At 66.5% G+C, this 14,097-nt stretch carries 14 protein-coding genes; 4 read left to right on the plus strand and 10 right to left on the minus strand.

Going from position 1 to position 14,097, the window contains the following annotated elements; all coding sequences use genetic code 11:
- Positions 1–135: 135 nt before the first annotated feature.
- On the minus strand, positions 136–693 hold the full coding sequence (locus ACIP9X_RS11085) for a prepilin peptidase (RefSeq protein ID WP_400479780.1): 558 nt from the start codon (positions 691–693) through the stop codon (positions 136–138).
- A 57-nt stretch (positions 694–750) separates the two neighbouring features.
- Here ACIP9X_RS11085 and ACIP9X_RS11090 point away from each other — a divergent pair, with 57 nt between their 5' ends.
- Entirely contained in the window at positions 751–1,527 is a 777-nt protein-coding gene (locus ACIP9X_RS11090; protein ID WP_400479781.1) for a hypothetical protein, read from the plus strand.
- Between the two features lie 3 nt (positions 1,528–1,530).
- On the opposite strand, the gene ACIP9X_RS11095 is transcribed toward ACIP9X_RS11090, so the two are convergent.
- The gene (locus ACIP9X_RS11095) at positions 1,531–2,967 is read right to left on the minus strand and encodes a PhoH family protein (RefSeq protein WP_400479782.1); all 1,437 of its coding nucleotides are present in this window, start codon (positions 2,965–2,967) and stop codon (positions 1,531–1,533) included.
- 292 nt (positions 2,968–3,259) lie between these two features.
- Entirely contained in the window at positions 3,260–4,021 is a 762-nt protein-coding gene (locus ACIP9X_RS11100) for an isoprenyl transferase (protein ID WP_400479783.1), read from the minus strand.
- Between the two features lie 269 nt (positions 4,022–4,290).
- Here ACIP9X_RS11100 and ACIP9X_RS11105 point away from each other — a divergent pair, with 269 nt between their 5' ends.
- The gene (locus tag ACIP9X_RS11105; RefSeq protein WP_400479889.1) at positions 4,291–4,932 is read left to right on the plus strand and encodes a hemolysin III family protein; all 642 of its coding nucleotides are present in this window, start codon (positions 4,291–4,293) and stop codon (positions 4,930–4,932) included.
- A gap of 21 nt (positions 4,933–4,953) precedes the next feature.
- Here the strand turns inward: ACIP9X_RS11105 and ACIP9X_RS11110 are convergent, their stop codons facing one another.
- The 3 genes from ACIP9X_RS11110 to mca form a co-directional block, all read right to left on the minus strand.
- Positions 4,954–7,104: a thioredoxin domain-containing protein gene (locus ACIP9X_RS11110; protein ID WP_400479784.1), complete on the minus strand. Its 2,151-nt coding sequence runs from the start codon at positions 7,102–7,104 to the stop codon at positions 4,954–4,956.
- On the minus strand, positions 7,082–7,360 hold the full coding sequence (locus ACIP9X_RS11115; RefSeq protein ID WP_400479785.1) for a hypothetical protein: 279 nt from the start codon (positions 7,358–7,360) through the stop codon (positions 7,082–7,084). Before ACIP9X_RS11115 ends, ACIP9X_RS11110 begins: the two co-directional genes overlap by 23 nt.
- Positions 7,361–7,483: 123 nt before the next feature.
- Entirely contained in the window at positions 7,484–8,389 is a 906-nt protein-coding gene (gene mca / locus ACIP9X_RS11120) for a mycothiol conjugate amidase Mca (RefSeq protein ID WP_400479786.1), read from the minus strand.
- Positions 8,390–8,505: 116 nt separating this feature from the next.
- Between mca and ACIP9X_RS11125 the strand changes: the two genes are divergently transcribed.
- Both ACIP9X_RS11125 and greA read left to right on the plus strand, forming a co-directional pair.
- Positions 8,506–8,976: a DUF4307 domain-containing protein gene (locus ACIP9X_RS11125; RefSeq protein WP_400479787.1), complete on the plus strand. Its 471-nt coding sequence runs from the start codon at positions 8,506–8,508 to the stop codon at positions 8,974–8,976.
- A gap of 163 nt (positions 8,977–9,139) precedes the next feature.
- Complete coding sequence (gene greA, locus ACIP9X_RS11130) at positions 9,140–9,634, plus strand: transcription elongation factor GreA (protein ID WP_400479788.1); 495 nt, start codon at positions 9,140–9,142, stop codon at positions 9,632–9,634.
- A gap of 158 nt (positions 9,635–9,792) precedes the next feature.
- Here the strand turns inward: greA and ACIP9X_RS11135 are convergent, their stop codons facing one another.
- Genes ACIP9X_RS11135 through ACIP9X_RS11150 form a run of 4 tightly spaced genes read right to left on the minus strand, consistent with a single transcriptional unit; the run spans position 9,793 to position 14,034 of the window.
- Positions 9,793–10,422, minus strand: a complete 630-nt coding sequence (locus ACIP9X_RS11135) for a rhomboid family intramembrane serine protease (protein ID WP_400479789.1) — start codon at positions 10,420–10,422, stop codon at positions 9,793–9,795.
- Between the two features lie 39 nt (positions 10,423–10,461).
- The gene (gene ilvA / locus ACIP9X_RS11140) at positions 10,462–11,700 is read right to left on the minus strand and encodes a threonine ammonia-lyase (protein ID WP_400479790.1); all 1,239 of its coding nucleotides are present in this window, start codon (positions 11,698–11,700) and stop codon (positions 10,462–10,464) included.
- 4 nt (positions 11,701–11,704) lie between these two features.
- A complete protein-coding gene (locus ACIP9X_RS11145; protein WP_400479791.1) occupies positions 11,705–13,021 on the minus strand; it encodes an AI-2E family transporter in 1,317 nt (438 codons plus the stop codon).
- 50 nt (positions 13,022–13,071) lie between these two features.
- The gene (locus ACIP9X_RS11150; protein WP_400479792.1) at positions 13,072–14,034 is read right to left on the minus strand and encodes an aldose 1-epimerase family protein; all 963 of its coding nucleotides are present in this window, start codon (positions 14,032–14,034) and stop codon (positions 13,072–13,074) included.
- Positions 14,035–14,097 lie beyond the last annotated feature (63 nt).

Consider the following 14,097-nt stretch of genomic DNA (forward strand, 5'->3'; position numbering starts at 1 on the left):
GGGCGGCCGCTGGGGTTAAGGCGGTTCTGGCCGGCCCGCGGGTCCCCGCAGCGCCTGGGGCCACAAGTGTCCGTTCGCGCCGTGCCCCCCGCAGCGCTTGGGGCCACAAGTGTCCGTTCGCGCTGTACTTCACGCTCAGGCGGGCAGCACCGCCATGGCGGCCGCCGCACCGGCCAGCATGAACGGCCCGAAGGGTATGGCAGATCTGAGCGTTCCGCGCCGCGAGGCCAGCAGGACGATGCTCCACAGGCCGCCCAGCAGGAAGGCGGCGAACGTGCCCGCAAAGACGTGCGTCCAGCCGAGATACCCCAGGTACATTCCCAACACGCCCGCCAGCTTCACGTCGCCGAAGCCCATTCCGGGCGGATACACCAGACGCAGGACAAAGTAGAACAGCCAGAGGACCGCTCCCCCGGCCAGGATCCGCAGTGCCGGCACTCCGAACAGCTGCGCGGCAGCGCCGGGCAGGCCGCCGCTTCCGGGAGCCGACATGACAAGACTTGCCACAGCTCCCAGCAACAACCCTCCCGCCACGGCATAGGACGGGAAAACAATCCTGTTCGGCAGCAGATGGTGGCGGATGTCGATCACCGTCAGCCGCACCGCCATCACGGCAAAGTAGGCACAGGCCGCGAGAACCAGCCAGAAGGCGGGAGGGGCCGCCTGCCAGAGTCCGTCCAGTCGTTGGATCACTCTCGGATGCTACTGCATCCGGCCCGTCGCCGCTTGCCCCGCGCGTAAACTGTGGATATGGGGACCTGGGATGCCAAACACCGGCAGGATCACGGCGGATCCGCGATGCCCCTAAACCCCGGGTCTTTTCGGAACCTCTGCCGTTCATCCCCCTGGAAATGGCAGTCCCTCCGGTTCGAATACCGCGAGACCTCCGAGGCCGGCGCCAGCCCGGTGCGCGCCTGGCTGCGCCGCCCCGGTGCACTCCGCCTTGAAACCCTGGACGGCACGCTGCTGCACAGCACCACCGGCATCAACGATTCACGGGACGGCCTGTATATCAGCGCCACCCGGCGCTCGTGGCTGCTGCCTGCGCATCTGGTCACCCCCGTTTACGACGACGCCGGGCTGGTCAGGCGCCGCCCGGAGGCAGCATACGGCGAACCGTCGTTCGGGAACAGCCGCCTTGCCGCGGCCCTTGATCCCGTGGAGCTCGCCGGCAACGCTCCCGTTCCGATGGAGTTCCCCCGTGCCAACGCCGTGGAGCTGCTCGAACCGGTCCGCGAGGTCGAGCATGAAGGGCGTCCCGCCTTGGAGACGGTGGTGGCTCCGAATCCCGGCTACCGGCCGCTGGATCCCGAGAGCCCCCTGTGCGGACCTGGGCGGACACGCGTCCGGATCGATATGGGGACCGGTGTCTGCGTGGCCTGCGAAGCCCTTGATGAAGGACCGGATGCCCCCGGACACCTCATCCGCATCCTCGCCGTCGAAGAGTACATGCTCGATGACCTCTTCGTGGCTGAGCCGGTGAACCTCACCGACGTCCGGGAACACATCCAGTGGCCCTTGGGCTAGGTCTCAGGCCCCTTCCAAAAGCTCGGTGACGAGAGCCGCGATCGGCGAGCGCTCCGAGCGGGTGAGCGTAATGTGCCCGAAGAGCGGATGCCCCTTAAGGGTTTCCACCACGGCTGCCACGCCGTCGTGCCGGCCGACCCGCAGGTTGTCCCGCTGGGCGACGTCGTGCGTGAGGACAATCTTCGAGTTCTGGCCGATGCGGCTCATGACGGTGAGCAGCACGTTCTTCTCGAGGGACTGTGCCTCATCCACGATCACGAAGGCATCGTGCAGGGAGCGGCCGCGGATATGGGTCAGCGGCATGACCTCCAGCATCCCGCGGTCCATGACCTCCTCCACCACTTCCTGGCTGACGAGGGCCCCGAGCGTGTCAAAGACGGCCTGCGCCCATGGGTTCATCTTCTCGGACTCTGAACCGGGCAGGTAGCCGAGCTCCTGGCCGCCGACGGCGTAGAGGGGACGGAAGACGATCACCTTGCGGTGCTCCCGGCGCTCCAGTACTGCCTCCAGCCCCGCGCACAGGGCGAGCGCCGATTTGCCGGTGCCCGCCCGCCCGCCAATGGAAACGATACCCACGGCCGGGTCCATCAGCAGGTCGATGGCGAGCCGCTGTTCGGCCGAGCGCCCGTGCAGGCCGAAGACGTCGCGGTCCCCCTTCACGAGGCGGACCTGCTTGTCCGCGCCCACCCGGCCGAGGGCCGATCCCCTGCTGGACAGGAGAACCAGTCCGGTGTTGACGGGCAGCTCTGCCGCGGCGGGAATGAAGACCGGCTCGTGGCCGTACAGGGTTGAGATCTCCGACTCACTCGCGTCAACTTCGGCCACGCCTGTCCAGCCTGAGTCCTTGACCAGCTCGTTCCGGTATTCGTCGGCGAGCAGCCCCATCGCGGAGGCCTTCACCCGCATGGGGAGGTCCTTGGTAACCACCGTCACGTTCCTGCCCTCGTTGGCCAGATTCATGGCGACGGCGAGGATGCGGCTGTCATTGTCGCCGCCCCGGAAGCCTGCCGGAAGCACGTCCGAGGAGATGTGGTTCAGCTCCACCATGAGCGTTCCGCCGGCCTCGCCCAGGGGAATGGGCCGGTTGAGGCCGCCGTGCTGGGTCCTGAGGTCGTCGAGGAGCCGGAGCGCTGCCCTCGCGAAATAGCCCAGCTCGGGGTCGTGCCGTTTTCCCTCGAGCTCGGTGATCACCACGATGGGCAAGACCACTTCGTGTTCTGCGAAGCGCAGCAGCGCACGGGGATCGGACAGCAACACCGAGGTGTCAATGACGAACGTCGAGACAGTTGGCTGGGATTCTGACTCTGGGCCGGAAACAGCAAGACCGGCTGCGGCATCTTCCGTGGCCGCACCGGTCTGTGAATTGGCTCGCTTGGCGCGAGAGGTAGCCTTCTCACCCTGGTCCGTGATGACTGCGGGCAGTTGTTCAGAAATAGCCACATCGACTCCAGCCCCGGGGCACATGCCCGGAATTGTTATTGGTGAGGCGGCTCGGCCCGGAGGCCGGGCTCGGCCTCCCATACATCCGGTGCGATTGTCCGCTCCATGTACTGGCCTCCCCGATCAGCCGGCGGTTTGCCTGCTGATGGGTCTAACGTAAATCTCCCCCAACAAATTTCCAAAGTCCTGCAGCGGCGATTCCTGTTGCCGGCGCATGAATTCGAGGTGAACGGGGGCCGGCGGCTCCGCAGCCGGCCCCCATATCAGCACAGTTAGGAGCAGATCAGCACAGTCAGGAGCCGAAGCGGCGCTGCCGCCCGGCATAGTCCCGGAGGGCGCGCAGGAAATCGACTTTCCGAAAGGCGGGCCAGAGGGCCTCGCAGAAGTAGAACTCGCTGTAGGCGCTCTGCCACATGAGGAAGCCAGACAGACGTTGCTCTCCGGAGGTCCGGATGACCAGGTCCGGATCCGGCTGGCCCCTGGTGTAGAGGAAACGGGAGATGTCATCAACGGACAGGGTGTCTGCCAGCTCGCTGATATCGGCCTTGCGCGCCACCGCATCGTGCAGCAGCTCACGGACGGCGTCGACGATCTCCCGGCGGCCGCCGTAGCCGACTGCCACATTGACGTGGAGTTTCTCACGCACCGGCGTCCGCGCGGTCAGCCTGGTGAGGCGGTCGGCCAGGTAGTCAGGGAGGAGTTCGGGGGCGCCCATGGCGTGAACGGAAATATCGGCGTCTTCGTCAAGCCGGTCCAGGGTGTTGGCGATGATGCCCATGAGGAGGTCCAGTTCCTCGCCGGAGCGGCTCATGTTGTCGGTGGAGAGCATGTAGAGCGTAACCACTCTGACCCCCAGTTCCTGGCACCAGCCAAGGAATTCGTGGATCTTATCCGCCCCGGCCTGGTGGCCCTGGCTGGTGGGGGCATTGAACTGGCGCGCCCAGCGCCGGTTGCCGTCGACCATCACGCCGATGTGCTTGGGTATGCGCGCGGGTTCCAGCGCCCGGAGCAGCCGGCGCTCGTAAAAGCCATAGAGGAATCCGGGCAATTCCATCCGGGGCTTCACCTGACTTCCTGCGCTGTCTGACTGCTGTGCAAATCCTAGGCTACCGTCCGGAGCGGGCAGGTGCGCGCGGCGGGCGGACAGAGAGGCGGACAGCAGGCGCACGACGCAAAAACTACTGGCAAGTAACTTACCAAGCGGTAGGTTATCCTGAAGACATGTCAAACACCAGCCCGCCAAGCAACCCGGGGACCCCCGAGCGTGAGCCGAAGGCTACGAACCAGCCCGTGAATGCAGCCGTGGACGGTGCCGCTGTCCGGATTGCTGAACTGCTCATGATCAAGCCGAAATGGCGCGGCTGGATCCACACGGTGACCGCCCCGCTGGCCCTGGCCGCCGGGATCGTGCTGCTAATACTGGCGCCGACGCCGGACCGCAAGATCGCCTCCGCCGTTTACGCCCTTACGGGCGTGCTGCTGTTCGGCATCAGCGCCGTCTACCACCGTGGGAACTGGTCGCCGGGCGTGAAAGCAGTGCTGAAGCGCCTCGACCACACGAACATCATGCTGGTCATCGCCGGCAGCTACACTCCGCTGGCCTGGAGCCTGCTTGAGAGGCCGACGGCGGTGCTCCTGCTGTGGCTGATCTGGTCCGGAGCGATCCTTGGCGTGCTGTTCCGGCTCCTGTGGACCAACGCACCGCGCTGGCTGTATGTGCCCATCTACATAGCGCTGGGGTGCGGATCGCTGTTCTACCTTCCGGACTTTTTCGCGGCCAGCGTGCCGGCAGCGCTGCTCATCTGCATCGGCGGCGCGCTGTACATCGCCGGGGCTGTCTTCTACGCGCTGAAGAAACCGAATATCAGCTACGAGCATTTCGGCTTCCACGAACTGTTCCACGCGTTCACGGTGTTCGCCTTCGCCGCCCATTTCGCGGCCATTGTCATCGCTGTCCTGTCCTGAACCCCGCGTATTAAGCGCGCCTTAGGACCAGGCCGGTCCTCGATTGAGCCGTTCCAGCACCTCGGGCACGGATCCCACGGGACGATCGCACACCATGTCGCGGCAGAGGTAGACCAGCGGAGCACCTCCGGCTCCGGCTGTGCGGCCGCGCAGCAACGGCACGATACTGCTGTCCCCCTCCTCATCAGCGGCAGCCGCTTCGTCTCCCACGGCAATGACCAGGCCGGGGCTGGGTGACTGCAGCAGAGCCCGGTGCAGCTCGTCCCTCGCAGGACCGGATGACCCGACGACGGCCGCCTCCACGGGCCCTTCCGCCGCGGCCTGGGCGGTGGCGAGGAGCCAGCCGACAGCCCGCGGAGCCCGCGTGGCAATCGGCGGCAGCAGAGACAGGATATTGCCGGCCAGCGCCCGGTGCTCGGCCGAGCCGGACAGCGCAGCATAGCTGAGCAGGACGCCGGCAAAGGCTGCCGCGCCGCTGGGTGTGGCGCCGTCGAAGGGTTCCAGGCCGGGCCTGCCGCCTTGGGCATTGGTGACCGGCAGGGATTCCCCGGCAGTGTCCGCCAGGCCGCCGTCGACGATGAACCGTGCGCGGGCCGCCGCGATCAGCGATTCCGCCAGCCGGTACCAGCGGGCGTCGCCGGTGACGGAAAACAGCGCAAGGAAGCCCTCGGCGCAAAACGCGTAGTCCTCCAGCAGCCCGCCGATCCCCCGCGCAGTCCCGGCATGGGAAACGCGCACCAGCCGGGCCGCGTCAGGCTTCCAGTGGACCTGCTCCAGGTACCCGCCGATCCGCACCGCCGCGTCCACCAGCCCCGGCTCGTCCAGCACTGCCCCGGCCTCCGCGAGGGCGGCCACGGCAAGTCCGTTCCAGCCGGCCACCACTTTGTCGTCGCGTGCAGGCTGCGGCCGGTGGTCGCGGGCAGCGAGCAGGCGGGGCCGGACCCGGTTCCAGAGTGCCGTCTCCTCCGGGGCAAGAGCCCTCGCGGGGTGCAGGGGCGATCCGAGCTCCGAGACGGTGCCCTCCTTCCCCACGTTCATGATGCGGGCAACGGCGGCCGCGTCGTCGCTGCCCAGCACGTCCTCGAGGTCGGGGACCGTCCAGAGATAGGTGCCGCCTTCGTGATGCACGCCGTTGATCACGGAATCAGCGTCGAGTGAGGACGCCAGCGCCCCGGCAGCGCTTCCCAGCCCGAGGGATGCCAGCATCCAGCCGGCCGTGCGACCCGCGGCATCCGCAGCTTCCTCCGCGGGAAGGTCGTCCGTGCCGCCGAGACGGACCCAGTGGACATAGACCCGCAGCAGCTGCGCATTGTCATACAGCATTTTTTCAAAGTGCGGCACGGACCAGTCACGGGTGACCGAGTACCGGGCGAAACCGCCGTCGAGCTGGTCGAACAGGGCCGAACGCGCCATCCCCGCCAAGGCCCGTCCGGCCATGGCGCGGGCCTCCCCGGCGGTCTCCGACGGCGTAGCCGCGTGCCTTAGCAAGAATTCCAGAACGGCCGACGGCGGAAACTTGGGGGCGGCGCCGAAGCCGCCGGCGTCGGGGTCTTCCGAGAGGGCCAGCGAACGGACAGCAGCCGGCAGCAGCTCGGGATCGAGTATGCCGGGCGGTCCGTCCAGGCGCACGGCGGTGGAAAGCTGGGCCTGGCCCATGTTCTGCGCGAGCGCCTGGGCGTTTTGCTCCACGCCGTTCCTGCGCTCGGACCAGGCGTCGTGCACCGCCTCCAGCACCTGCAGGAACGAGGGCCTGCCGGGTAGGGGCCGGGGCGGGTAGTAAGTGCCGGCGTAAAAGGCGAGTCCTTCCGGTGTCAGGAAAACCGACATGGGCCACCCGCCCTCGCCGCTGATCGCCTGCGTCGCGGCCATGTAGACGGAGTCGACATCCGGCCGCTCTTCCCGGTCCACCTTGAGGGCGACAAAATGCTCATTGAGGTAGTCGGCCACGGCTTGGTCCTCGAAAGACTCATGGGCCATCACGTGGCACCAATGGCAGGCGGCGTAGCCTATCGAGAGGAAGACGGGAACGTCCCGGGCGGCTGCGTCGGCAAAGGCCTGGTCGCCGAACGGCTGCCAGTGCACCGGGTTGCCCGCGTGCTGCCTGAGGTAGGCAGACGGTTCATCGCCCAGTGCATTTCGTGCACCGGAGTCAGGTGTCTGTGCGGCCTGCATTGCCGTCAGCGGCGTCGTCCCGCGCGATGTCCGCGGCCTCGGCTGCGGCCATGCGTTCTTCTTCCACCTGTGCGCGGTAGCGTACCCGCCGGATCCTGCGCACCATGTCCACGATCAGCAGCGCCGTCAGCACCACGATGAAGGCCGTCAGCAGGAAGCCGAGCAGGCCGGGAGTCACCTGGTCCTCGGAGAGGCCCGGCCGCAAGGAAGGCGAGGGCGCCGGTGAGGATGCCAGGATGGTGAGCATGTGGTGCACTGTTGGAACTTTCTCGGTGGGCTAATGCCTGGTGGGCTGTTGCCTAGGTAGCCGGCGGCGCAGAACGCCCCTGCTGTTTTCCGGACCGCTGTTTCTACATGTAATAGAAATAGCCTCTTGACTCTATCTTAGTCCCGCGAACAGGTCTTTCTCAGGGAGATCGGTGGCTATCCGTGAATGAATCAGGGTGTAGTCCTCCCAGGGCCACGCCCTGCGCTGCATGTCAGGAGACACCGCGAAGAAGAAGCCCAGCGGGTCGACCTGGGTGCGGTGGGCACGGAGGGCATCGTCCCTGGCCTCGAAGTAGTCCCCGCAGTCCACCTGCGTGGTGGTCTGGTGCGTGGGCGGCGGTGCGGTGTGGCCCTCGGCGTCGGCTTCCAGCCATGCCGCCAGGCGCTCGGCGTAGGGCGACTGGAGCCCGGCCTCCTCGAGTGCGAAGTGCAGGGCACGGAAGCGTTCCGGGCTGAAGGCGCGATCATAGTAAAGCTTGCTGGGCGCCCACGGTGTACCGATACCCGGGTATTTCTCCGGGTCACCCGCAGCCTCGAAGGCCTCCACCGCCACGCGGTGCGCCATGATGTGATCCGGGTGGGGGTAGCCGCCCTTTTCGTCATAGCTGATCATTACGTGCGGCTTGAAGTCCCGGACAAGGCGGACCAGCGGCGCCGCGGCACGGTGCAGGGGCTGCAGGGCGAACGAGCCCGGCGGCAGCGGCGGGAGCGGATCCCCTTCCGGCAGCCCGGAGTCCACGAATCCCAGCCACCTCTGTTTTACCCCGAGGATGCGTGCGGCCTCGTTCATTTCGAGCCTGCGCGCGCCGGCCATGTCCCGCTTCGGGTGCGGCTCGCCCTCCATCGCGGGATTTTGGATGTCGCCGCGGGAACCGTCCGTGCAGGTGGCTACCATGACGTCCACTCCGGACGCCGCGTACATCGCCATCGTTGCTGCGCCCTTGCTGGACTCGTCATCCGGGTGGGCGTGCACCGCCATAAGGCGGAGCGAAGGTGACGGGCTCGTGGACGCTGCCATCTGGGACTGCTCCTCTTTCTGCTGTTGCCGTGAAAAGCCGTTTCCGGCAGGGCCAAGCTTCCGGCAATACGGGCTTTCCGGATATTTCCCCGGAGGATCCCCACTAAACTGGATTAGTGACTACCGAGGACAAGTCGGGCTCTCCCCTGCCTGCAGACATTAGCCTAGCCAATCGCTATGGCGGTCCAAAGCGCCGGATGTCCCGCAAAGCCAAACGGAACGCGGCCATCGCCGCCCTGGCCGTCGGGATGGGTTTCCTGGCGTGGGTTTCCACGTCCAACGCCATGCAGTCGGTCACATTCAAGGACGTCGGGTACACCACGGTGGATGCCACCCAGGCCGCCATCGACTTCCAGGTCACCCGGGAACCCGGAACCGAGGTGCAGTGCGCCGTCAAGGCTCTCGACTCGAAGTTTGCCATCGTGGGATGGAAGGTCGTTGACATCCCGGCTGCGCAGCCCGCTTCCGGAGAGGTATCAGTCAGCGACGGGGGCCGCACGGTGGCCCTGCGTGAAGTGCTGCGCACCGAATCGCAGTCGGTCTCGGCGGTCGTGGACAGCTGCTGGATCCCCGAGTCCGCCAAGTAGGAATGTGAGCCACACCGCTCGCTCGTTGGGTTTCATCCACAGGATTGACTACAATGGACCAATACCTTTACCCCGCTGAGTTGGTTACTGAGTTCCACAAGTGGCCACCGTGGCGGGGTCTTTGCTTGTATGACCTGCTTGCTAACCACTAGAGGAGATGTCCGTGTCTACCACCAACAGCGCGCCTGCAGCTTGGCTTACCCAGGAAGCATTTGACCGCCTGAAGGCAGAGCTGGACCACCTTTCCAGCGCCGGCCGGGCCGAAATCGTCCAGAAGATCGAAGCCGCGCGCCAAGAGGGCGACCTCAAGGAGAACGGCGGCTACCACGCGGCCAAAGAAGAGCAGGGCAAGATTGAGGCCCGCATCCGTCAGCTCACCCAGCTCCTTCGTGACGCCCACGTTGGCGAAGCACCGGCAGACGACGGAATCGTTGAGCCCGGCATGATCGTCGTTGCCCGGATTGCCGGAGACGAAGAGACCTTCCTGCTCGGCTCCCGGGAGATCGCCGGCGATTCCGACATCGACGTGTTCAGCGAGAAGTCCCCGCTTGGTGCGGCCATCATGGGCCACAAAGAGGGCGACACCCTGAGCTACACCGCTCCCAACGGCAAGGCGATCACGGTGGAGATCATCTCCGCCAAGCCGTACGTAGGCTGACCCTGGCGGCACCTTCGCCTGTTTGTTGCGATTGTTTTTGCGGCAGCCTTTGCTGCAACGCACGACGCCGGCCCTCCCCTACCGCGGGAGGGCCGGCGTTACTCTTTAAGTTGTGTTTTAGGGCGCACTTTGGCACCTTAATGCTTCAGGTCCAGAACCTAGCTTCTGCGGCCGGCGCTGCTGCGGGCCCGCAGCAGAACCGCGGCGAAGACGCCGCCCACCGCGCCGCCAAGGTGCGCCTGCCAGGAAACAAAACCTGCCACGCTGGGAATCAACCCGAACAGGATGCTGCCGTACGCCGTGAACAGCACCAGCGAGAGCAGGATCTGCCACCAGCTGCGGTTGAAGAAGCCCCTCACCAGCAGGAAGGCAAACAGCCCGAAAACCAGCCCGGACGATCCCACCGTGACGCCGTGGCCGCCGATCAGCCAGACCGCCAGGCCGGATCCGAGCCAGCTGCAGACGATAGCTGTCAGGAAGACGCGCAGCCCGGACATGAAGACCAGGAAGCCGAAAATAATCAGGGGCAGCGCGTTGGACAGCACGTGGTTTAGGTTGGAGTGCAGCAGCGGGAAGATGAAGATGTCCAGCAGCCCGTCGGGGCTGCGCGGCCTGAGGCCGAAGACCCGGTTCAGCCCGTGCAGCAATGCCGTGTTGAGAAACTCGATGGCGAAGAGCAGCAGCACGAAGGAGCCGACCACCAGCAACCCGCCCTTGGCCCGTGCAGCGGGAGTGTCCCGTGCCGCAGGCGTGTCCCGGGCGAAAGGGTCCCGTGGGGTCTCGAGCATCTTGGCCTCCTCATGCAGCAGTTTCTAATGCACCCGTTTCTAGTGCACCACGATCGGCTGGAAGCCCTCGGCCCGCAGGGCTGCCAGTACCTGTTCTCCGTGCTCGTGGCCCTTGGTTTCGAGGTTCACTGTGATGGACACGTCGCCCATGCTGATGGAACCGCCCACCCGGGTGTGGTCCAGGCCGGTCACGTTGGCGTCGTTCTCCGCGATGATGCGGGCGATGGTGGCGAGTGAGCCGGGCCGGTCATCGAGCATCATCCGCACGGTCATGTACCGGCCCGCCGCCGAGAGGCCGCGCTGGATCACCTTGAGCATCAGCATGGGGTCGATGTTCCCGCCGGAGAGCACCACGGCGGTGGTGCCAGGGTTCTCGATCTTGCCGTCCATGAGGGCCGCCACGCCCACAGCGCCGGCGGGCTCCACCACCATTTTCGCGCGCTCCAGCAGGAAAATCAGGGCGCGGGCCAGGGAGTCCTCGCTGACGGTGACCACGTCATCCACCAGTTCCCGGATGATGCTGAACGGCAGCTGGCCGGGCCGCCCCACGGCGATGCCGTCGGCCATGGTGGACACCTTCTTCAGCGGCACCAGGGCGTCTGCCGCCAGCGACGGCGGGTAGGCAGCGGCGTTCTCCGCCTGGACGCCGATGATGCGGATGTCCCGGCCGAGCTCCTTGGCGCGGGCCTTCACGGCCACCGCGACGCCGGCCAGCAGCCCGCCGCCGCCGACCCCCATGAGGATGGTGTCGACGTCGGGCACCTGTTCGAGGATTTCCAGCCCGAGCGTGCCCTGGCCGGCCACAACGTCCACATTGTCGAAGGGATGGACGAACACGGCCCCGGTGTCATCGGCGTAGCGCTGGGCCTCGGCGAGGGCCTCGTCCACGTTGTGGCCGTGCAGGATGACCTCGGCGCCGTGGCTGCGGGTGGCGGCGAGCTTGGGCAGCGCCACGCCGAGCGGCATGTAGATCCTCGCCTTGATGCCGAGGCTATTGGCGGCAACGGCCACGCCCTGGGCGTGGTTACCGGCGGAAGCGGCGACCACACCGCGCTTCTTGTCCGCGTCGGACAGCCGGGCCATCCTGACGTAGGCGCCGCGCACCTTGAAGGAGCCGGCGCGCTGGAGGTTCTCGCACTTGAAGAATACCTGGCCGCCCACCATGCTGCCGAGGGCGCGGGAGGATTCCACGGGTGTGCGGGTAATAATCCCGTCAAGCAGCTTCTGCGCCTCAAGGACATCGTCCAGCGTGACGGGAAGGCTTTCAGGGGTATTCACGAACTTATTCTCCTTTGGGAAATTCCGTTTCGGGGCCAGGGGCAGCCTTGCTGCCCGGAGTCCCTGTTCCATGACCGGCGTCCTTGCCGTGGCCGGTGCCCGGCAGGCGGGCTTCCTTGATGGTGTTGTCCTGGCCGGTTCCGGCCGGGCCTGCCGCGAACGCACCGCGCGCGGCAGCCAGTACCTGATCATGTTCCCACGTTCTGCCCGCAATATACCGAATCGCCGAATTTGCTACGGCCAGGATGGGGACCGAGAAGAGGGCTCCGGGGATGCCTGCGAGGTAGGAGCCGGCCGCGACGGAGAGGATGACTGCCACCGGGTGCAGTGCCACGGCCTTGCCCATGACGAGCGGCTGCAGGATGTGGCTTTCCAGCTGCTGTACGAGCAGCACGATGCCCAGCATCACGAGGGCGTTCACCGGGCCGTTCGCGACGAGCGCCAGCAGCACGGCGATGGCTCCTGTTATCAGGGCACCGACGATGGGAATGAACGAACCGATGAACACCAGCACGCCCAGCGGCAGCGCCAGCGGAACTCCGATGATGGCCGCGCCCACTCCGATGCCCACCGCATCCACGAAGGCCACGAACATCTGGATCCGCGCGTAGCTGACCATGGAGGCCCAGCCGCGGCGCCCGGCACCGTCGGCGGGAATGCGGGCGCGCCGCGGCAGCAGCCGGACCAGGAAGGCCCAGATCCGGCCGCCCTCCAGGAGGAAGAAGATCAGGATGAAGAGGGCAAGGATCATCCCCGCGGCAAAATGTCCTGCAGTGCTGCCGAAGGAAAGCGCTCCGCTGAGGATGCTGCGGCTGTTGTCCTGCAGCGCCGTCGTGGCCTCCTGGATGTACCGGTCGATCTGGGCCGCGGTCAGGTGCAGCGGCCCCTGGGCCAGCCAGTCCTGAATCTGCTGGATCCCCGTCAGCGCCTCGCTCCACAGCTCCCGGAAGCCAAGAACCAACTGGCGTCCCACCAGCGCGAGGGCTCCGGCTATCAGCCCGATGAATGCCAGCACCGTCACGGCGACCGCCAGCCCGTTGGGGAGACGCTGCGAGCGCAACCATCCGACCACCGGACTGAGCAGGCCGGCCAGCAGCGCCGCCACCATGACCGGGATGATGAGGAAACTGACCCTGCCGAGCAGCCAGACCAGCACCCCCATGACCAGCAGGATCAGGCCCACCCGCCATGACCAGGCCGCCGCGATGCGCACGCCGTAGGGAATGTCCTGCTCTATTTCCCGCTCGGTCCTGGGCCGCGAGGGGGGAAGGATGGCTGGCCTGGCCGGCTCGTCCGGCAGAGGGTCCTTAGCTGGCGTCATAGCCCCATAATTCCCTAGCTGTGCGGCTATGGGAAACGCAGGGACTGCTGTCAGGAACCGCTGTCCAAGGACGCGCTGATCCCCCACGTCATGGTGAACGCATCATTCGACGCAAGCCAGCGCAGGCCGTGGCCGGAATTGAACGCGTTGGCGGGTCCAGTCATGGGCTCGATAGCCACAGCCTTGGCCCTTCCGGGGTACTTGGTGGAGACAAAGACGTGGGCGAAGGCGCAGCCGGCATCCTGCCAGAGGCTGACGCTGCGGCCATCCCCGGCAGCCAGCGTGTGGCGGGCGATGCCGCCGTCGAACTCCAGGTCCGTCATGGAGACGTCGATGTCGAGGTCCCCCACCCTCCGGCCCTGGCGCAGGTCGGTGTCGCCGCTGACCGGTTCTGAGCTCCGCGGGATAAGCCGCTCATCCGCCACCAGCCGTGTCGCGGCCCGGACGGTGAGGGTGAGCTCTTCGCTGGGGACTTCACCGAGCCGCAGGTAAGGGTGCGCCCCGAGCACGAATGGCGCGTCCGCCTGCGAGTCGTTGATCAGAGTCTGGCGCACCACCAGGCCCAGGTCCTCGGCGAGGGAGTACTCCACGCGGTGCCGCACGAGGAACGGATATCCGTGCTGCGGGAACACCGGGGCCTCCAAGGTCACGGAAAACTCCGACTCCGCAACCAGCGCGTAGGAGCTGTTGCGCAGGAGCCCGTGGCTGGCGTTGTTCTTGGACACCTCCGTGATGTCCAGCTGCTGCTTCTTGCCGTTGAGCTGCCAAACGCCGTCCTCCACACGGTTCGCCCAGGGCGCCAGGGTGATACCCGCCCCGCCCGGCGGGATCTCCGTGTCCGCGTAGGACTCCGTCAGCTGGACGCCGGCGCGGCTGTACCACCGCAGCCCCGCGGCGAGTTCGGTTACGACGGCGAACGCGTCGCCGCGCCTGAGTTCATACTGCCGGCCGGAGGCATAGCGCCTGCGTTCGGGCTGGTCATCGTGGGATTCGGTTACGGCGCCGGAAGTCATGGAACTTACCGTACAACTCTTGCCCAAGCCCGGGCGGCGACCTTGTGTCCGGGCACCAATTTG

The sequence above is a fragment of the Arthrobacter sp. NPDC093125 genome (genome assembly GCF_044754225.1).
In the GTDB taxonomy this organism is placed as follows: domain Bacteria; phylum Actinomycetota; class Actinomycetes; order Actinomycetales; family Micrococcaceae; genus Arthrobacter.